Annotated in this window: 18 protein-coding genes; 12 read left to right on the top strand and 6 right to left on the bottom strand. The window is 56.2% G+C overall.

Features of this window, described 5'->3' with window-relative positions; genetic code table 11:
• Positions 1–126 precede the first annotated feature (126 nt).
• From CL546_RS05105 to CL546_RS05080, 6 genes are read left to right on the top strand one after another with little or no spacing between them, the layout of a single operon-like run.
• Positions 127–615 (top strand): GspH/FimT family pseudopilin, encoded by a 489-nt coding sequence (locus CL546_RS05105; protein ID WP_290493400.1) that lies wholly within the window; start codon positions 127–129, stop codon positions 613–615.
• On the top strand, positions 615–1,133 hold the full coding sequence (pilV, locus tag CL546_RS05100; protein WP_290493399.1) for a type IV pilus modification protein PilV: 519 nt from the start codon (positions 615–617) through the stop codon (positions 1,131–1,133). Before CL546_RS05105 ends, pilV begins: the two co-directional genes overlap by 1 nt.
• Positions 1,130–1,858: a PilW family protein gene (locus CL546_RS05095; RefSeq protein WP_290493397.1), complete on the top strand. Its 729-nt coding sequence runs from the start codon at positions 1,130–1,132 to the stop codon at positions 1,856–1,858. The genes pilV and CL546_RS05095 overlap by 4 nt, the downstream gene beginning before the upstream one ends.
• Positions 1,855–2,394, top strand: a complete 540-nt coding sequence (locus tag CL546_RS05090) for a PilX N-terminal domain-containing pilus assembly protein (protein WP_290493395.1) — start codon at positions 1,855–1,857, stop codon at positions 2,392–2,394. The genes CL546_RS05095 and CL546_RS05090 overlap by 4 nt, the downstream gene beginning before the upstream one ends.
• Positions 2,395–2,402: 8 nt before the next feature.
• Positions 2,403–5,318, top strand: a complete 2,916-nt coding sequence (locus CL546_RS05085) for a PilC/PilY family type IV pilus protein (RefSeq protein ID WP_290493393.1) — start codon at positions 2,403–2,405, stop codon at positions 5,316–5,318.
• Positions 5,315–5,764 carry a type IV pilin protein gene (locus CL546_RS05080; RefSeq protein ID WP_290493391.1) on the top strand — a complete coding sequence of 150 codons (450 nt, stop codon included), beginning with the start codon at positions 5,315–5,317 and terminating at the stop codon, positions 5,762–5,764. The genes CL546_RS05085 and CL546_RS05080 overlap by 4 nt, the downstream gene beginning before the upstream one ends.
• On the opposite strand, the gene CL546_RS05075 is transcribed toward CL546_RS05080, so the two are convergent.
• Positions 5,761–6,273 carry a GspH/FimT family pseudopilin gene (locus tag CL546_RS05075; RefSeq protein WP_290493390.1) on the bottom strand — a complete coding sequence of 171 codons (513 nt, stop codon included), beginning with the start codon at positions 6,271–6,273 and terminating at the stop codon, positions 5,761–5,763. The genes CL546_RS05080 and CL546_RS05075 overlap by 4 nt on opposite strands.
• Positions 6,274–6,376: 103 nt before the next feature.
• On the opposite strand from CL546_RS05075, the gene CL546_RS05070 reads away from it, so the two are divergent.
• Complete coding sequence (locus tag CL546_RS05070; RefSeq protein ID WP_290493388.1) at positions 6,377–7,492, top strand: NAD(P)/FAD-dependent oxidoreductase; 1,116 nt, start codon at positions 6,377–6,379, stop codon at positions 7,490–7,492.
• Here CL546_RS05070 and CL546_RS05065 read toward each other — a convergent pair.
• From CL546_RS05065 to CL546_RS05055, 3 genes are read right to left on the bottom strand one after another with little or no spacing between them, the layout of a single operon-like run.
• Positions 7,432–8,832 carry a sigma-54-dependent transcriptional regulator gene (locus CL546_RS05065; RefSeq protein WP_290493387.1) on the bottom strand — a complete coding sequence of 467 codons (1,401 nt, stop codon included), beginning with the start codon at positions 8,830–8,832 and terminating at the stop codon, positions 7,432–7,434. The genes CL546_RS05070 and CL546_RS05065 overlap by 61 nt on opposite strands.
• A gap of 11 nt (positions 8,833–8,843) precedes the next feature.
• The gene (locus CL546_RS05060) at positions 8,844–10,397 is read right to left on the bottom strand and encodes a sensor histidine kinase (RefSeq protein ID WP_290493385.1); all 1,554 of its coding nucleotides are present in this window, start codon (positions 10,395–10,397) and stop codon (positions 8,844–8,846) included.
• A complete protein-coding gene (locus CL546_RS05055; RefSeq protein WP_290493383.1) occupies positions 10,387–10,629 on the bottom strand; it encodes a PP0621 family protein in 243 nt (80 codons plus the stop codon). The genes CL546_RS05060 and CL546_RS05055 overlap by 11 nt, the downstream gene beginning before the upstream one ends.
• Positions 10,630–11,018: 389 nt before the next feature.
• On the opposite strand from CL546_RS05055, the gene CL546_RS05050 reads away from it, so the two are divergent.
• Positions 11,019–12,644, top strand: a complete 1,626-nt coding sequence (locus CL546_RS05050) for an NAD+ synthase (protein WP_290493382.1) — start codon at positions 11,019–11,021, stop codon at positions 12,642–12,644.
• A 94-nt stretch (positions 12,645–12,738) separates the two neighbouring features.
• On the opposite strand, the gene CL546_RS05045 is transcribed toward CL546_RS05050, so the two are convergent.
• Positions 12,739–13,557: an outer membrane protein assembly factor BamD gene (locus CL546_RS05045; RefSeq protein ID WP_007148454.1), complete on the bottom strand. Its 819-nt coding sequence runs from the start codon at positions 13,555–13,557 to the stop codon at positions 12,739–12,741.
• 68 nt (positions 13,558–13,625) lie between these two features.
• Here CL546_RS05045 and rluD point away from each other — a divergent pair, with 68 nt between their 5' ends.
• The 4 genes from rluD (at position 13,626) to clpB (ending at position 18,660) form a co-directional block, all read left to right on the top strand.
• The gene (gene rluD, locus CL546_RS05040) at positions 13,626–14,600 is read left to right on the top strand and encodes a 23S rRNA pseudouridine(1911/1915/1917) synthase RluD (RefSeq protein ID WP_007148636.1); all 975 of its coding nucleotides are present in this window, start codon (positions 13,626–13,628) and stop codon (positions 14,598–14,600) included.
• A gap of 15 nt (positions 14,601–14,615) precedes the next feature.
• Positions 14,616–15,020, top strand: a complete 405-nt coding sequence (locus tag CL546_RS05035) for a hypothetical protein (RefSeq protein ID WP_290493379.1) — start codon at positions 14,616–14,618, stop codon at positions 15,018–15,020.
• Positions 15,021–15,034: 14 nt separating this feature from the next.
• Positions 15,035–15,790 (top strand): peptidoglycan editing factor PgeF, encoded by a 756-nt coding sequence (gene pgeF, locus CL546_RS05030; protein ID WP_290493378.1) that lies wholly within the window; start codon positions 15,035–15,037, stop codon positions 15,788–15,790.
• A gap of 272 nt (positions 15,791–16,062) precedes the next feature.
• On the top strand, positions 16,063–18,660 hold the full coding sequence (gene clpB / locus CL546_RS05025) for an ATP-dependent chaperone ClpB (protein ID WP_290493376.1): 2,598 nt from the start codon (positions 16,063–16,065) through the stop codon (positions 18,658–18,660).
• 81 nt (positions 18,661–18,741) lie between these two features.
• Here clpB and CL546_RS05020 read toward each other — a convergent pair whose 3' ends face one another.
• Positions 18,742–19,203: a DUF4124 domain-containing protein gene (locus CL546_RS05020; RefSeq protein WP_290493374.1), complete on the bottom strand. Its 462-nt coding sequence runs from the start codon at positions 19,201–19,203 to the stop codon at positions 18,742–18,744.
• Between the last annotated feature and the right edge of the window lie 224 nt (positions 19,204–19,427).

The raw sequence follows: 19,427 nt of genomic DNA, 5'->3' as shown, positions 1-19,427 counted from the left end.
TCATTATTTTTCAGCAGCTTATACCGTTCGGCGACAGCAAGGCTCCGCTGGTCTCCATTCAATTGAAGGCATATCCCGCCTTGCTAGAGTGATACCACGTACAAAAACCGATAGACCGGGGCAGGGATGAAAACAGGATTTAAAAGCCGCAATCAGTTTGGCTTTACTATCATCGAGTTGATGGTTGGAGTTGTTGTGGCGGGCGTTCTTCTGGCTATCGCCGTACCGACGTTTAACGACTTTCAGGCAAGAAACGCGCTCCGATCTACCTCCGCTGACTTTATTGCTGCGGTAAACACGGCACGCATTCAGGCGATCAACCTCCGCACTTCCGTGGTCCTCAAACCGATTTCAGGCAATGACTGGGGGGCTGGCTGGATGATTGAATATCCGGCATCGGTCATCACAGAAGAAAATCAGCAGTTTCAACCAACGGGTAGCGGAAAAATTGTTTCTGAAGATGGACTAAGCGAAATCGAATTTCGCAGCAATGGTCTGTCGGGTGCGGGTGAGGCGGAGTTCTCTTTATGCGATGACCGCAGTGGAGAGCAAGGAAGAACGATAACCGTATCGCCGTTTGGCAAGGTCACCAACGAAGTGAAGAGTTGTAGCTGATGAAGATCACAGGAAAACAACAACGGGGTGTGGGGCTTATCGAGGTGATGATGGCCTTGCTGGTACTGGCAATCGGTGTGCTTGGCTATGCGGGAATGCAGCTTACCGCCCTGAAAGCGGCAGAAGATGCCAACAACCGTGCACAAGCAACTTTGCTGGGTCAGGATGCGTTGGAGCGCTTCCTGACCAATGAAGCAGCAATGGCGGCATACACAAATGTCGATGAATGGCCAGATAGGAGTGTGACTCCTGGGAAAAAGCCGGCAGAGCTGAATGATTGCATTAGCAAGTCCTGTAGTTCCGATGATCTGGCTTCCTGGGATATCAACATGCTGGCTTGGCAAGCTGCGAATCGGTTGCCGGGTGGGATGATCGCCGTAGACGAGTGCCAGCATGCCGCCGGGATCAGTTGTGTCGTCATTAGCTGGAACGAAGATGAGCCCGGTGACTGCATGACCAATGATGGGGTGAACACGGATGAAGGGACGTCTTGCGTGGTGCTAGAGGTGGCGCGATGAAAAAAAGTAAAGGGTTCAGCCTGGTTGAATTAATGGTGGCGATGTTGCTCGGGCTGCTGATAACCGGGGCAGCCTTGCAATTATTTCTTGCTAACCAGCAATCGTTTGCCTTGCAGCAGACGTTGTCCCGCGTTCAGGAAAACGGGCAACTTTTCGTGCGTTTCCTCGTGTCTGATCTACGCAGGGCTGGTCTTGAAAGGGATGGAATTGCTGCGCTACCCCCTGAAAAAGGGATTCGGTTTACTCTTTCAGGAACAGTGCCGGGCTCGGATAACGGCAGTGATTATGATCGGTTGACGCTCGGTTATCACGGCCTGTCGGATTGCGAAGGCTCGGTGGTCAGCGACCTGACGGAAGTGGTGAATACGTATTTTGTGAATAGCGATGCTGAGCTTGTCTGTCAGGGGAATCTGACTGGAGGTAATGGTGTGGTGTTGCTGGATGGTATTGAGGCCTTTGAAGTGCTTTACGGCATTGATGAAAATAAGGACGGTTATGCAAACGTCAGTCGCTATGTTGAGGCTGGCTCTCAGGGCAGTTCACCTGTCATCGCTGTTCGATTTTCTCTTTTGCTCAAAGAGGAAAGCAATTCACTACCTGAAAGCGATGGAACACGGAGATTTTATGTGCTGACCAAGACTGTGGATGAGCCAGAAGACCGTTCTGTTCGTCGCATCTTTATGTCCACAGTCAAAATGCGTAACTACCAATGGGATGCTGTATGAATACCAATATCGTGACATGGCGACGCCAGCAGGGGGCTGCCTTGGTGGTCGCATTACTGATTCTGGTGGTGGTGTCCTTGCTTGGGGTGTCCGCCATGAAATCCAGCGTGTTTTCGGCAAAGGTGGCCACGGGAACCCAGGCTGATGCTATGACTTTTGAGGCTGCGGAAACCAGCCTGACGGGGGCCTATAAAGAGCTGAATGGCATGTCCGGTGCGGACCTTTATACCAATCTGGCGGGAGGGAAATGGCTCACCCGATGTGTGACGGAAGAAAATACCGCTAAAGCTGGAGACTGCGCCCAAGGCGATACTCTCGATTCCAGAGGGTTAATTGTTGCGCAGTCTTTCTCGACATTGAATGGATATGCGCTTGTGGAGGGGGCTGAAATTGGCACGTCGGCGGGATCAATGATTGATGTGGACTACAAGGTGGCGATGCTGGGTGAGAGCACCATGGCCAGTTTTAACCTGAATAACCATCACCTTCAGGAAGCGTTAAAGCGTGGCCTGAAGCCTGGCTCTGAAATCGAGTAGGGGGAGATATGAATACAGTAAAAACAATCATGGGGCTAATGCTGGTTTGTGCGCTGGCACCTACGGGCGTGTATGCGGATGATACCGAAATATTTTTTGCTAAAGCGAATGCGGATAACGCGGAAAACAAACCAAAGGCTAATGTGCTTTTCCTGATTGATACATCAGGGAGTATGGAGCGTGACGCCCCTAATAGTAATAGAACTAAAATGCAGGAACTGCAGTCTGCATTTTCGACAGTGATTGACAATCTGGGTTCGGATATTGATGTAGGGCTCGCAAAGTTTAATGGTGGTTATGATAACTCAGGCTATGGCGGGTATGTTTTCTACCCTGTTTCTGAAATGAACGATACCGCCAGGGCCGAAATTAAGCAGATTGTAAATGGTCTGGAAGGTACTTCTAATACGCCTACCATGGAGGCGTACAGCGAAGCTGCCCGTTACATGTTGGGCTACAGTCCAACCGATTATGCTGAAAGAGGCGAGGCGGTAGAGAACGAGCCGCGGCCGGCAGTCAATGTCGAAAGAAAAAGAGTTTGCTATCAATGGTGCCAGTACCCAGGGTACGAAAAGTATAGATGGGAATATGTCTATGACTCAAAATATGACTCTCCGACCAATTTAAAGAATCAGTGCGAGAGTAATCATATTATCGTCATGACTGATGGTGATCCCACATCCGACAGTGACTATTCATCGGTGACTAAAATTACGGGCGGAGGTTGCAACGGGAGCTATAGTTGTCAGGCGAAACTGGCAAAATGGCTATATAATGATGACAAGGATGTGGAAGGAAGTCGAAAGTCTGTCAAGACATGGCAAGTCGCATTGGGCGTTGGGAAAAACTCAAGCCAAGCAAGAAATATGAAGAACGTTGCTGAGGCGGGGCTTGGTGATCCCTCTGCAGAAGTAAGGTTTGCTGATAATGCTGACGAGCTTGCTGCTGAGTTTAAAGAAATTCTGGATTTGGTGGACAAGGATTCTCGCACACTGTCTTCTCCTGGTGTGGCAGTGAACCAAATGAATCGCTTCCAGTATCTTGACCAGCTTTACTATGCTGTTTTTACACCTAACAAGAACAGTAACTGGGAGGGGAACCTCAAGCGCTACCGTTTGAAAAATGGTGAGATTGTTGGGGTTTCCGGCGGAAATGCGATCGACCCTGATACGGGCTACTTCAAGAAGGATTCTCGCAGCCTGTGGAGTGATGAGGATGATGGGGTTGATGTGGAGAAAGGCGGTGCGCGCGGAGAGCTCGTTGATCGTGAGCTTTACTATAACGCAGGAACGGTAGCCAAAAAGCTGGACTGGCAAGAAGTAGAGGATGACCCGGAAGATTGGGCGGCATTCTTCGGGCTTGATGCTAACGCCCCAGACGATGAAGTTCTGGATGTTGCCAATAAATTAAAAGTGCAGTGGGGGGATCCCCTGCATAGTGCTCCGCTGCTAATTAACTATGGCGGGAATGAAAATAACAATATGATTTTTGTGTCCACGAATGGCGGCATGTTACATGCCATCAACGCGGATGATGGTTCTGAAAGTTACGCGTTTATGCCTGAAGAGTTTGTTCAGCAGGCGGAGAAGTATACCTCTGAGACGTATCCACTAACGAACGATAATCGGCGCCAGACATATGGCCTGGACGGTAGCTGGGTTGCATGGCGTAAACCCAATGCCACGGACCCGGTAACCGGAAAGCCTGAACACGTTTATATCTATGGCGGGATGCGCCGAGGCGGGCGAACTTACTATGCACTGGATGTATCCAGCAAGACGTCTCCAAAAGTTAAATGGAAAATCGAGGGTGGGGTGACAAACGGTTTTTCTGACCTTGGGCAAAGCTGGTCCATACCAACGCTGACGCAAATAATGGTGGGGGACAAGAAGGTGCCAGTGCTTGTTTTTGGTGGCGGCTATAGTGCCAGCGACAACGATAATCGACAGGGTAAGGCACGTAATTCTGGCGACTCAATGGGTAATGCCATTTATATCGTGAATGCAGAAACGGGCAAATTAATATGGTCTACAAGTGGCGGTGAAATGAAATGGTCCGTGCCTGGTAGTATTTCTGTGGTTGATAAAAACCTGGATGGTCTGGCTGATTTTCTGTATTTCGGCGATTTGGGGGGGCAGATTTTCCGGGTCGACATCGATCAGAGTGGCGGCAAGAAGATGGCGGTGCACCGGCTGGCTCAATTGGGGGGTGCGGGGGGCAGCGGTAATCGCCGTTTTTACGATGCCCCTGCAGTGGTCTACGTTGTCGAGGACGGGAAGAAAAAGCTTTATGTTGTTGCCGGCTCCGGTTACCGCTCGCATCCGCTGGATGAAAGCGTGGATGATGCGCTCTTTGTCGTAAAAGACGAGACAGCGATGACGACAGCCCAGGCGGCACCGACAGAAGTGGGCCTGGAGGATCTGACAAATGCATCGGCAGAAACCCCTGCGACCACTGATAAGGGGTGGTTCTACCCCATGCAGGTTAATGGAGAAAAGATCTTAGCGTCTCCAACCGTGTATACCACGGTGGATGATGATAAAAATACCATTTCGGTTCTGGCGGCTACCTCTTATTCGCCTACCCGACAGGATCAACAGGAATCGCCATGTGCCGTTACATACGGTTCTGCAGCCCTGTATCGCGTTAACCTTCTCACGGGTTCAGGTGTTGATTATAACAATGATGGAGTGGCCGATGAGCCTCCGCGAACAGAGCTCAAGCAGACCGGGATTCCTCCTGCTCTTACTGACATGCCTGGTGGTAGTGATGGCAGTGGTGGCCCGACCGAAGGGGTCGGCTGTGTCGGCACCGAGTGTCTTGGGCTCAATGATGAAGGGTTTGATCACTTGAGAAAGCGTCGCTGGTACCAGATGGAAAAAGATGAAGCCAACCAGTTTAAGGTGGAGGCGATGCATCCATGAGTGCGATCAAGATGGGAACTCGCAGTCAAGCTGAAAGGGGTTTTACCCTGATTGAGTTGATGGTGGTAGTAGTGGTAGTGGCCATTCTGGCTGCTATCGCTTACCCCAGCTATACCCGATATGTTCAAGATACTCGGCAGGCCGAAGCTCAAGGGGAGATGATGGCTTTATCGGGAGCCTTGGAGCGTTACCGGGCCAAGAACTTTTCCTATGAAGACGCGAATACTAAATTGTCGGAGTTGTCGCCAGTGCTTGCTAACAGTGACTATTTTACTACGGCAATCTCTGTGACGGGGGGCGGAAACCAGCAGTATGAGATTACCACGACGCCGAAAACGGGCTTAATGACAGGTACGGAAGTGTTGAAGCTCAATAGTGAGGGCCAAACATGCATGAAAGTCTCTGGCTGCACGATTGGCACTGACGATTCCTGGAAAGAACACTAACTGCAGTCTTCTGGTTTGGCTGTTTCCACTCTGGGGCGGCCAATCCAGTTCATGACAATTCTTCTTGCCGCGACGTGGTTGCATAAATAGAAGCTGCCATTCTGGAAATGGCTGTTACCTCTGTTGTGGAATACGAGAGCATCCCCCTTGAATCGCTTCCAGACCAGGCGAGTTGCGCCGGGGAGTTGGTAGTGTTCAATGATTTCCGACGCGCTCAGTGTCCCATCATTATTTTGATCAAATCCCATCCATACCTTCTGTGTCTTCTCGAATTTGCTGCAGCCCGTCTGTCCGTCGCAGAGCATGCGATTGCCGTCGCTGATCGCGCCGGCACGGGCCTGTCGGATCAGGCTGTGTAGTGTCATTGTGGCTGAGCGTACCTGGTAGCGGGGCAGGAGGTCGTTCCAGGCATGTGATGCGCAAGCAACGAGAATACCGGCTACGGAGAGGCTCACTAGCAATTCAATCAGTGTGAAACCTTGCTGCTGTTGGCATCGAAAACGGGGCATCGGCGTGGCTCCTGTGACACTGCTATGGAAGCCTACGGAAGAATACGCCTGGTGGTTATGCTATCGTTGCCATCCTTAGTGTCTTCCGTTTCCTCGTATTGCCATGTCAGATGTACTCGTTGTAGGTGGTGGAATTGTCGGCCTTCTTGGTGCGCTTGAGCTTACACGGCGTGGAAGAGCGGTGACGATTATTGACGCTCCGACTCACTATCCCCCGGCTTCCTGGGCGGGTGGCGGCATTCTTTCTCCGTTGTATGCCTGGCGTTATTCCGATGCCATGACCCGTCTGTCCGTGGATGCTTTTTCCCGCTATCAACAGATACTGGATGAGAGCGATGCTGCGGGCATTTCGGGCTGCGAGGCGCTGCTGCATTGTGGAGGCCTGTGGGTGGAAACGGGCGGTGATGATGCGGCTCTTGCCCACCAGTGGGCTCGGCGCTGGCAGGTCCCAGTACAGTCAGTGTCGGCCAGTGAGCAGATGCCAGAGTCTGCTGCCGGGGCGGGGCTGCTGTTTCCGTCACTGGGCAATATTCGTAACCCCGGTCTATTGAAAGTGCTGCGTGCGCATTTGCAGCGGTTGGGGGTTCGTTTTCAATCGGCAGTGGTCAGCCGGGTGCAGCCCACCAGGGTGGGGGCACGGGTTCTGGCCGCTGATGGCAGGAAATGGCAAGGCGATACGGTTGTTGTCAGTGCCGGGCATATGGCGGCGCAGCTTTTGCTACCGATGGGGATAGCGATGCCGCTCTTTCCTGCAAAGGGGGAGATGCTTCTTTTTCGTATGAAGCCCGGCCAGGTGCCTGCGGTCATGTTGACGGAGAGAGGGTATTTGATACCCCGGCAGGATGGTTCTGTGCTGGTAGGGTCAACGCTGAGGAAAGGTGACAATACCACCTATCCCACGGTTGCCGGGCGTTATCAGTTGGAGCGGTTGGCTGCGTCATTATGGCCGGAGTTGGCATCCTGTTCGCCGGCTTTTCACTGGGCAGGGGTGCGGCCGGGTTGTGAGCGGGATATTCCGTTCATTGGCCTGGTGCCCGGTACCAGCGGTGTGTATGCCGCGGTGGGGCATTATCGCAACGGGCTGGTGTCAGCACCGGCCAGTGCGGAACTGCTCGCCCAACTGATAGCCGGTGAGCTGCCCTTTACCGACCCTGAGCCTTATTCGTTATCTTCTGTCTCGCCCTCGTCCCGATCCAGTTCCAGCTTTTTCAACCGGTAACGCAATGAGCGAAAGGTCATGCCGAGTTTTTTGGCGGCGGCGGTGCGGTTCCAGTGGGTAGCGTCCAGGGCCTTGAGGATTTCCTGCTTTTCAATGTCTTGCAGAAAGTCTTCCAGAGGCTGGTCGCCAGGTCTCGTTGATGGTGTGGTTGTCGATGCCTGGGCGTTATGGCGGGGGGCAGCTGCGGTCGAACGGCCTGATGCCAGGCGCAGGTGTTCCGGCAGAATGGTGTTGCCGTCGCACAGGGTTAGCGCCCGCTCCAGCGTATTTTCCAGTTCCCTGACGTTGCCGGGAAAAGCGTAATTTTCTATGGCGTTGAGCGCGTCAGAACTGACGCTGGGTGGTGGTATGTCCCAGGCCTGACTGAGCCGGTTGAGAATATGCTGAACCAGTTTGGGAATGTCTTCACGGCGGTCGCGCAGCGGCGGCACGTGCGCTTCGATAACATTCAGCCGGTAGAAGAGATCCTGGCGAAAGCGACCCTCTTCCATTTCATCTTCCAGGTTCTTGTGGGTCGCGCAGAGAATGCGCAGGTTAACCTGGAATTCCTTGGCTTCGCCTACCGGGCGCACGGATTTTTCCTGAATGGCGCGCAGCAGCTTGACCTGCATATGGAGTGGCAAGTCGGCGACTTCATCCAGAAACAGGGTGCCGCCGTCGGCTTCGCGGAACAGCCCCTTTCGGTCTTCCACGGCGCCGGTGAATGCACCTTTGCGGTGGCCGAAGAATTCGCTTTCCATCAGCTCTGACGGAATAGCGCCGCAGTTGACTGCAACAAACGGTTTTTCCCGGCGTGGCCCGAGAGTATGAATCAGCCGTGCAATACGTTCTTTACCACTGCCTGACTCGCCGCTGATATAGATGGGAGCCTGGCTGCGGGCCAGCTTTCGAACCTGGGCTTTCAGTGCCACCATGCTGGGGGCGTCACCAATCAGATTGTCTTCTTCTTCACGGTGTTCTTCGACTTCGCTGATGCCCAGACCGTCTTCGATCAGCTGCCGTAACCGGTCCAGTGCCACAGGCTTGGCAATGAAATCATAGGCGCCGTATTTCATCGCATCGGTGGCGGTTTCCATGCTGCCGTAGGCGGTGATAACGGCGGTGGGCATGGTTGGGCAGTGTTGTGAGATGAACTGGAGAAGTTCCAAGCCTGTGCCATCCCCCAGATTCATATCGGTCAGGCAGAGGTCGTAATGCGCATCTTTGAGCTGCTGCCTGGCGGCAGACAGGGAGTCGGCTGCGGTGGCCTGAAGCTTCATGCGGCCAAGTGTGATGACCAGCAGTTCGCGCAGGTCAGCTTCGTCGTCAACAACCAGTACGTGGGGGGTATCTGCACTCATAGGCGATTCTGTTATTGAAATTGTCGGTGCGGGTGAGCAAAGGTTATCACAAAGCTGGCGCCTTTCGGGGTTTCCTCAAGGTCCAGTGTGGCCTGGTTGGCATGGCATAATTCCCGGCACAAATAGAGGCCGAGCCCGTTGCCGTCTTTGGCGGTGGTGTAAAAGGGTTCGAAGAGGTAATTCATGGCCTCTTTGCTGATGCCCTGGCCATTATCCTGAACTTTTAGCCAAGGCAGGCCGGTGCGGTCGTGGTGGCCACACAGCAGTGTAACAGTGCAGGGGGTGCCGCCATGGCGAAGCGCATTGCCGATCAGATTGTCCAGAACCTGAATAAGCTGGCTGCGATCAAAACGGACTTCCACGTCGGGCTGGCAATGCAGGCTGAAGCTACCCGTGGCGCCTTTCATTTCCCATTGCGCAATCACTTCCTGAATCAGTGTCGTCAAGGTGAAGCGCTCGGCCTGGCCCTTGGGGCGGCGTGACAGGTCAAGGACGTCATGAATGATGCCGTTAACCCGGGTCACATGGTTGCGGATGATTTGCAGCAGGTGCTGATCTTCCGGGCTGGGGTCGTCGTCCAGTAAAAGGTCCGTGGCATGGTTGATGGCACTGAGCGGGTTGCGGATTTCGTGAGCCAGGGTGGCAGACAGACGGCCCAGCGACGCCAGGTTCATTTGCTGGGCTTCCTGCGCCACTTGTGCGGTATTTTCCAGAAATAATAAGGTCAGGCTTTCGTGCCCGGTATCCAGCTGTGCGAACCGTGGGCTAAGTACGGGGGATTGTTCCGAGACGCGCAGGGTGGGCAAGGGCAGAAGCGGGTTGTCTTGCCAGCGCTGGAAGCGGCTGGTCAGGGAGTCGGGCAGGTGTTTGCCCAGCATCGGGTTGTCAAACAGATTATTGGCGGACTGGTTGGACATGAGGACATGGAAGGTGTCGTCGAAAACCAGAATGCCGGTGCGCATACGTTGCACAATTTGTTGGTTCAGTGCTTCCAGTCGTTCAATGGCGACCTGCTGCTGCCTGGTGATTTTTTCGGTCTGTTCCAGGCGTTGGGCGATTTGCTGAATGATCAGCGACACCATGAAGAATGCAATGCCAAGTAAACCGGATTCGGTCAGGGCAAACGGGGATGAAAGCTGAGAGTGGATGGAAAAATAGAATTGCTCGAACATGGCGGACAGGGTCGCCAGTGCAGCAATAAGAAAGCCCTGTCGACCGCGCAACAGAATATTGCCGGCGGCAACGGTCACCAGCAAAAGCACCGCCAGGCCACCTTCCAGCCCGCCATTGGAGTGCACCACCAGCGTCAGCATGCCCAGATCGCTGATTAACGCCGCCGGTTGCGCCCAGGCAGGGAAGGCCCGCTGATACCGGCGGTTGTCCAGGGTGGCAGAGGCCAGTGTCAGGCCCAGATAGAGAAAAAGCGTGGTTTCGAAAAGGGCCGGGAAATGGGTGCCGAGCAGTGCCTTGTCCGGTCCGTAGTGCAGCAGCAGAAGCACACAGGCGATGGCAATGCGATAGACATTGTAAATGCGTGCCGGTGTCCAGCCCTGGCTAGCGGTCATGGTGTTCCAGATACTGACGTTGATGGTCCTGGCTGCAGAAGTGTTGGCCGTTGTGGCTGAAGGCTTCGGGGGTTGGGACGTGAACGCCGCATTGCGCGCATTTGACCATGATCTGCGGGTTGCCGGCGTTATTGTCGGATTCCGTGGGACGGGCCTGGGCCAGTAATCGTTTTATGACCCGCCAGGCCAGATAGATCAGGGCGGCGATAATAATCAGGCGAATCAGGCCCATGGAGCTCCCCTTTGTTCGGTGTTTTTGTCAGATGTGGCCGTGTTCTGTGTTTTTAGCGCATTCATCGATTGCCGGCTAAGAACCTGCTTGGGGTCTATACGCAGCCGCGTTGCCGCTGAAAATGGCGCCAGGCAAGGCGTAAACTGCAGGGCCTGACGGGTCAAGTTCAAGGTTTACAACACAGCATGGCGCCATTTTCAGCGGCAACCCGAAAGGCCGGGGCCCTTTTGCCGCCAGCCCGCGATTGCTCTTGCTTATGTAGAATGACTACACATCACAATCGCAGTCACGACCTGGCGAAAAAATTACCGCCGGCGCGGCTGCGTATAGACCCCAAGCCGGTTCTAAAGAGTACAATCAGCGCTCACTTGAGGAAAGGCCGGTTGATCATGCGAATTATTATGGCCCAGCAGAACGCGCTGGTGGGCGATATCGAAGGGAACGCCCAGCGCGTTATTGCCGCGGCAGACGAAGCGCGCCGGCTGCTGGGCGCGGACCTTGTGTTGTTTCCAGAGCTGATGCTCACCGGTTACCCGCCGGAAGACCTGTTGCTGCGCCCCAGCCTGAACAGCCGGGTCGATGCGGCGCTGGCCGACATTGGTGCGGCGATTTCGGTGCCCGTGGTGCTGGGCTATCCGGCGGTGCGCAACGGGCACCGCCGTAATGCGGCCGGCGTGGTGTTTCCCGGTGAGGCCAGCCCCCGTCATGAGTATTTCAAGCAGCACCTGCCCAATTATCGGGTCTTTGATGAAAAGCGTTATTTCCAGCCGGGTTCGGATACCTGCACCTTTGATATTGATGGCTGGACGCTGGGCATCACTATCTGTGAAGACATCTGGCACGATGGCCCGGCGGCCCAATTGCAGCAGGCTGGCACCGATCTGATCCTGAACCTGAATGCCTCGCCATATCGCACCAACAAGGCCGATGAGCGTTTCGCCCAGGTACAAGCTCGCAGCCGGGAAACCGGGCTGCCGGTGTTGTATTGCAACCTGGTTGGCGGGCAGGACGAGCTGGTTTTCGATGGGGCCTCGTTCGTCTGCGACAGCCAGGGTAACCGTTGCGTACAGGCCGCCAGTTTTACCGAGGCGTTGGTGCCGGTGGATGTGCAATGCCAGAGCGGGCACTGCGAGCCTTGCGGCGAAGAGTTGCCGTTGCCGGGGGCGGAAGAGGGTATGTACCAGGCACTGGTGTTGGCGACCCGTGATTATGTGAACAAGAACGGTTTCAAGGGCGCGCTGTTGGGGCTATCTGGCGGGATCGATTCTGCCCTGACGCTGGCCGTGGCGGTGGATGCCCTCGGCCCGGAGCGGGTAGAGGCGGTGATGATGCCGTTCCAGTATACCTCTGCCATGAGCCTGGAAGACGCCGAGAAGCAGGCGCGTACTTTGCGCGTTCATTATCGCGTGTTGCCCATTGAGGCCGCGTTCAATGGTTTTATGGATATCCTCAGTGAGCCGTTTGCCGGCACCGCCCGGGATACCACTGAAGAGAACCTCCAGGCCCGTTGCCGTGGGGTGTTGTTGATGGCGCTTTCCAATAAAAATGGCTCCGTGGTGTTGACCACCGGCAACAAGAGCGAAATGGCAGTGGGGTACGCCACCCTGTACGGCGATATGGCCGGGGGCTTCTCGGTGCTCAAGGATGTTTTCAAGACCTCCGTGTTTAACCTGTGCCGCTGGCGTAACCAGCAGGCCGGCGCCGAGATCATTCCGGAACGGGTAATCACCCGCCCGCCGTCTGCCGAGCTGGCCCCGGATCAGGTGGACAGTGATTCACTGCCTGATTATGACGAGCTGGATGCGATTCTGGAACGTTACGTGGAGCAGGACATGAGCGCGGAAGCGGTGATCCGTGACGGTTTTGACCGCGAGACGGTCTACCGGGTGGTGAAACTTACCGACCGTAATGAGTACAAACGCCGCCAGGCCGCTGTTGGCCCCCGTGTTAGCCGTCGTGCTTTCGGCAAGGATCGGCGGTATCCCATCACCAATGGCTGGCGGCCGGGGGATTAGCAAGAGACGCCGCACGCTTCACGCCACACGCTTACACGTAAAACAAAAAGAGCCCGCAGTTGCGGGCTCTTTAGCGTGAAGCGTGCGGCGTCTCTTAAAGTAAATCAAACGTCAGCAGGCTCAACAGTCCTTCATCTTCATCCGGCCACCAAGCCAGATCCACCTGCTTGTCGTCATCCAGAAAGGCACTGTCTGGCCAGTTCAGGGCCAGCACGGCGCGGCTTTTCTCTGCCTGCTCGGGCAGCTCCAGCCGCTGGTAACCTTTGGTCATAATGGCCAGGCCTTCTTCCACCGCCGGGGTCTGCTGGTAGTGTTTGACCACGTATTGTGCCCGGTTTATGGAGGCAACGATGGCGCCACGGCGTGCGTAGTAACGGGCCACGTGCAGCTCCTGACGGGCCAGCTGGTTGCGGATGTGGACCATGCGAGCGCGGGCATCGGGAGAGTATTCGCTGTCCGGGAAGCGGGCGACCAGTCGCTCGAAATCGCGGAAGGCGTCCTTCGCGGCGTCCATATCCTTGCTGGAGCGATCGGAGGTGACCATGTTGTCAAACAGGCCCTTCTCCATGTTGAAGTTGGCCAGCCCGCGCATGTAGAGGGCATAGTCCATGCGAGGATGCGCGGGATAGTTGCGCATGAAGCGTTGCGCCGCCACCACGGTGGCCGGGTAGTCCACGGATTTGTACTGGGCGTAGATCAGGTCCAGTGCAGACTGTTCGGCATAATCCCCATACGGAAAGCGTGCCTCCAGCTCCTTGAGCTGGTCAATGGCCGTCAGGTAGTTTTTCGATTCAATGGACTCGCTGGCCTCCCGATATTGATCGGCCTCGGTTAGTTCCGGGCGATCTTCCGGGTTGCCGGCACAGCCGGCCAGAATCAGTACGCACAGTAGTGGCCATAAAAGTCGTGGCATTCTTTCCTCGTTGAACGGGTTACAATTCGCGAATTCGGTATTTAAGCACAGGTTGAGGAACCTTTTATATGGGACATCTTGGCGGCGAAAAAATTCAGCGCACCGAACAGGTGAAGCCGGAGCACGCCGGACAGCGGGTAGACCAGGTGGCGGCAGAGCTGTTTGACGGCTTTTCCCGGTCTCGCCTGCAGACCTGGATCAAGAATGGCGTGCTGACGGTCAACGGAGCCAAGACCAAGCCCAAAGAGAAGCTGACCGGTAATGAATCGCTGACGCTGGAAGTGGAAATTGAGCCGGAGCTGGATGATCAGCCCCAATCCATTGATCTGGACGTGGTGTACCAGGATGACGACCTGATCGTGATCAACAAGCCCACCGGGCTGGTGGTCCACCCGGCTGCGGGGCACGCAGACGGCACTCTGCTGAACGGTCTGCTGCACCTTGATGAGCGGCTCAACAGCTTGCCGCGTGCGGGCATTGTTCACCGCCTGGACCGCGATACCACAGGCCTGATGGTGGTGGCCCGTTCCCTGGAGGCCCATCAGAGCCTGGTGGCCCAGCTTCAGGACAAAAGCCTGTTCCGGCAATACGAAGCCATTGCCGTGGGCGTGATGACTGGGGGCGGCAAGGTGGATGCACCCATGGGGCGTCACCCGGTGGACCGCAAGAAGCAGGCAGTGGTGAAAACCGGCGGCAAGAATGCGGTGACTCACTATAGGGTTCTGGATCGCTACCGGGCCCATACCCGCATTCAGGTGCAGCTGGAAACCGGCCGTACCCACCAGATCCGCGTTCACATGGCGCATCGTAACTACCCGCTGGTGGGGGATCCGCTCTATGGTGGTCGCCTCAAGCAGCCTGCCGGGGCCACTGAAGCGCTGCGTCAGGCGCTGCACAAGTTCCCCCGTCAGGCACTGCATGCCCGCAAGTTGGGGCTGATTCACCCGGCCACGGGCGAATACCGTGAATTCGAAGCGCCGCTGCCGGCGGATATGACAGGGCTGATTGCCGCACTGGAAAACGATATCAAAGAAGAAGAGTGATAAGAGGTGAAGGGTATGGGGTTGGCTCGGGGAGGCATGGGATGGCTGGGGGTGACGTTGCTGATGGCCGGCTGCGCCAGTAGCTATTACCCCTGGAATGGGGCCAAGGGGTATCAGGATCAGCCTTTGGGTGATCAGACCTACGCGGTAAGTTACCACGCGGAGAAAGGAACAGACTGGGCGGTGCTGGATGGATACCTGCGGCGCCGCTGTGAGACGCTACTGGGCCAGCAAGCTGTTTCAGTGACGGACATCACCCACCGAATCCATGGTAATGTGGCCCAGTCAGACATGGCGACCAGTGCGCCAGTGCGAACCGGAGGCGATGCCATGGGTGGAAACTTCAGTTCTCCCGGCCTGTCTCAGCACGGAGTGCTGTTCAAGTTGCGTGTGGCGGAAGGGGTGTGTTCCCCCGACTGACCAAGGAGCCTGCAATGTCACTGCCTGACAAGAGCCAATGGCTATGCCCGAACTGGAATCCACACCCGGCCGTGCGGGTGTGCGTGACGACCCGTGCCGGTGATCATTCCCCCAAGCCCTGGCATGGATTCAATCTGGGGTTGAACTGCGGCGACCAGCCGGCCCGGGTCGAGCAGGCCCGTCATCATGTGGAAAAAATTCTGCAGGCGGATCACCCCGCCGCCTGGTTATGGCAGGTCCATGGCAAGCAGGTGATACGCGCCGATGCCCAGGATAACGAGGCCGATGGGGTCTGGATTGACCAGCAACGCTGGCCCTGTGTGGTGCTGACCGCCGATTGCCTGCCGGTGCTGCTGGCTCGCACTGATGGAAAGGCTGTCGCGGCGGTCCATGCCGGTTGGCGGGGGCTTCAGGCCGGTATTATTGCCGAAGGCGTGGCCAGTATTGCGCCCAACGGTGAGCCTGTGAGCGCCTGGTTGGGCCCGGCCATTTGTGGGCAGTGCTATCAGGTGGGGGATGAGGTCTACCGTGCCTTTACCGAGAATCGGCCTGCGTTCAAGCCTGCTTTCCAGAAAGATGCTACCCCCAACCACTGGCGATTCTCGGTGGCTCACGCCGCCATCATCGAGCTGGCCCAGCTCGGTGTCGACGATGTTCACGGTGGGGATCTCTGCACAGCCTGTGACCTGTCCCGTTTTTATTCCTACCGCAAGGAAGGCGAGACAGGGCGTTTTGCGTCGCTGATCTGGCTGGATGGCGGTGGTCAATAATTAATAGTTAATAATGAATAATTAATAACGCACGACAGGGTTTTAGATTGACCTTAAATGCAGGAGGCCGCGCCCAGAGTTTGGGCGCGGCCTCATTGTTTGAACGTTCCAACAGCGCTGAACGCGCAGCTATTCATTATTAACTATTAATTGCTCTTGAGTTTGGCCCAATCGGACCCATCTAACTCTCAGTTGATAGATAACCGGTGATCGCATTGACCTTGCCGTCAGGGAGGTGCTGTGCGGATCACGACCGGATAGGAGAGTGACAAATGCGAATGGACAAACTCACCGCTCGCCTGCAGGAAGCCCTGTCAGACGCGCAATCCCTGGCCGTGGGGCAGGGAAACAGCACCATCGAGCCAGCCCACCTGATGCTGGCGTTGATGCAGCAGCAGGGCGGCGCCGCGCGGCCCTTGCTGGAAAAAGCCGGTGCCAACAGTGCTGATGTGATCACCGCCCTGAATATGGCCGTGGACAAACTACCCACAGTGAATAATTTCAATGGCGATGTGCAGATGGGGCAGGCCACTGGCCGCATGCTTAATATTGCTGATCGAGAAGCGCAACAACGTGGTGATCAGTACCTGTCCACGGAAGTGGTGTTGCTGGCGGCCTGTGACGATAACGGCGAGCTGGGCAAACTGTTCAAAAATGCCGGGGTGACCCGCAAGGTGCTGGCGGAAAAAATCGCGGAAGTCCGCGGGGGGGAAGCGGTGAATGATCCCAATGCCGAGGACAAGCGTGAAGCGCTGGACAAGTACACTGTCAATCTGACCGAGCGGGCGGAGTCCGGCAAGCTGGACCCGGTGATCGGTCGCGACGATGAAATCCGCCGTACCATTCAGGTGTTGCAGCGCCGCACCAAGAATAATCCTGTGCTGATCGGTGAACCGGGCGTTGGCAAAACTGCCATCGTGGAAGGTCTGGCCCAGCGTATCGTCAATGGCGAAGTGCCCGAAGGCTTGAAAGACAAACAAGTGTTGTCACTGGACATGGCCGCACTGATCGCCGGTGCCAAATACCGGGGTGAATTCGAAGAGCGCCTGAAGGCCGTGCTCAACGAGCTGGGCAAACAGGAAGGGCGCATCATTCTCTTCATCGATGAGCTGCACACCATGGTCGGCGCTGGCAAGGGCGACGGGGCCATGGATGCGGGCAACATGCTTAAGCCGGCACTGGCCCGTGGCGAGCTGCACTGCGTGGGCGCCACTACCCTGGACGAATACCGCCAGTACATTGAAAAAGATGCGGCGCTAGAACGTCGTTTCCAGAAAGTGCAGGTGGATGAGCCCACGGTGGAAGACACCATCGCGATTCTGCGTGGCCTGAAAGAGCGCTACGAAGTGCACCATGGTGTGGACATCACCGATGGTGCGATTATCGCCGCCGCGCGTTTGAGTCATCGCTACATCACCGATCGGCAGCTGCCTGACAAGGCCATCGACCTGATTGACGAAGCGGGCAGCCGTATTCGCATGGAAATCGACTCCATGCCGGAAGAAATGGATCGTCTTGATCGCCGTTTAATTCAGCTGAAAATGGAACGCGAAGCGCTGCGCAAGGAAGAGGATGATGCCAGCCGCAAGCGGCTGGAAAAGCTGGAAGACGAGATCGACGAACTGGAGAAACAGTACGCGGATCTGGAAGAAATCTGGCAGGCGGAAAAAGCGGCATTGCAGGGTGCCGCCGAATACAAGGCAGAGCTGGAGCAGGCGCGGGTGGAAATGGAGCAGGCACGTCGCGCCGGCGACCTGAGTCGCATGTCCGAGCTGCAGTACGGGCAGATTCCGGAACTGGAAAAGAAAGTGCAGGACGCCCAGGACCGTGAAGAGCAGGCCCAGGCAGAGACCCAGTTGCTGCGCAACAAAGTCACTGACGAGGAAATCGCCGAGGTGGTGGCCAAGTGGACCGGTATTCCCGTGTCGAAAATGCTGGAAGGCGAGAAAGACAAACTGCTGCGTATGGAGGAGGCCCTGCACGACCGGGTCGTCGGCCAGGACGAAGCCGTGGAAGCGGTGGCCAACGCAGTGCGCCGCTCACGGGCCGGCTTGTCGGACCCGAACCGGCCCAACGGCAGTTTCCTGTTCCTTGGCCCCACCGGGGTAGGCAAGACGGAACTGTGTAAGGCGCTGGCCAACTTCCTGTTCGACACCGAAGAGGCCATGGTGCGTATCGACATGTCCGAGTTTATGGAGAAGCACTCCGTGGCACGGCTGGTGGGTGCCCCTCCGGGCTATGTGGGGTATGAGGAAGGCGGCTATCTCACTGAGCTGGTTCGTCGCAAGCCCTACTCGGTGGTCTTGCTCGACGAAGTGGAAAAAGCCCACCCGGATGTGTTCAACATTCTGTTGCAGGTGCTGGATGATGGGCGCCTGACGGATGGCCAGGGTCGCACTGTGGACTTCCGCAACACGGTGGTGGTGATGACCTCCAACCTGGGGTCTGACCTGATCCAGAAACTGGCGGGTGCCGATGTGGAGTCCGCCAGTGACTACGAGGCGATGAAGTCCGCGGTGATGGAGGTAGTGGGTAATCACTTCCGGCCGGAGTTCATCAATAGAGTGGATGAAACCGTGGTATTCCATCCGTTGGCGAAGGATCAGCTCAAGGGCATCGCGTCGATTCAGCTGGGCTTTTTGCAAAAAAGACTGGCGGAGCGGGACATTGGCCTGGCACTCAGCAACGAGGCGCTGGACAAGCTGGTGGATGCCGGTTTCGATCCGGTCTACGGTGCGCGGCCGCTCAAGCGAGCGATCCAGCAGCAGCTGGAGAACCCGTTGGCTCAATCGCTACTGAGGGGCGAGTATCTTCAGGGCGATACCATCCACGTAGGGGTGGAAGAAGAGCGCTTTACCTTTAACCGCTAATCGTCCCTTTGGGCTTGGCTAAAGAAAAGCCGCCGGTGTCATGCCGGCGGCTTTTTTGTGGCAATGCCTGTTTGCCCGGGATTAGCGTGCCTCGCATTTTTCCAGAGCGCTACGAGTCTCGGCGAGCATTTGGTCTCTGACTTCCTGGTCGATTACTTCCAGTTCGCCGGTTTCCGGGTTCTTGCGCCGTACGGTGGGCTTGTTGGTCAGCGTTTCCAGATTCTTGCGGTGCTGCTCGCAACGCTCTTGCGCCACGGCTTCCGGCTCCGTTTCCAGTCGTTTTTCTTCCCTGGCCCGGGTGGCGGCAGCCTCCTTGGCTTTTTGTGCTGCGTCCCTTTTGGCCTCAAGGGCTTCGATGGCCTCGCTCTGATCCGAGCTGGCATTGGCGCGGGTGTTCACTTCGGTCGCGTTCGCCCCCTGTGGAGGCTGGGCGTCGTAATGAGTAACGCCTTTGTCGTCCACCCACTTATAGAACTTGGCCGCCGGGCTCAGGCTGGAAATGGCGAGCAGGGCGCCCCCAAGGATCAGGCTGAATTTTGTCATGGTGTCAGTCTTCTTATGATTTCGGGTGATTCATCAGACTTTAGCATGACGTGAGAAAGGGATTTTCTGCAACCTAAAGTCGACCAAGGGCTTTGATTGGCCGCACATTTCTGCCAAAATTATGGCTTTCCGGAGATCGGGACCCGCATTCGCTTACCGGCGTGTGTGAGGCCGGGACCCGGGGCACCGTTACCGCGATGTCCTGCCAGCAGTATCACTGCACT

The sequence above is a fragment of the Alcanivorax sp. genome, assembly GCF_002726155.1.
Taxonomy (GTDB): Bacteria; Pseudomonadota; Gammaproteobacteria; order Pseudomonadales; family Alcanivoracaceae; genus Alcanivorax.
Note: the sequence above shows the minus strand (reverse complement) of the source record. Positions and strands in the feature narration are given on the sequence as shown.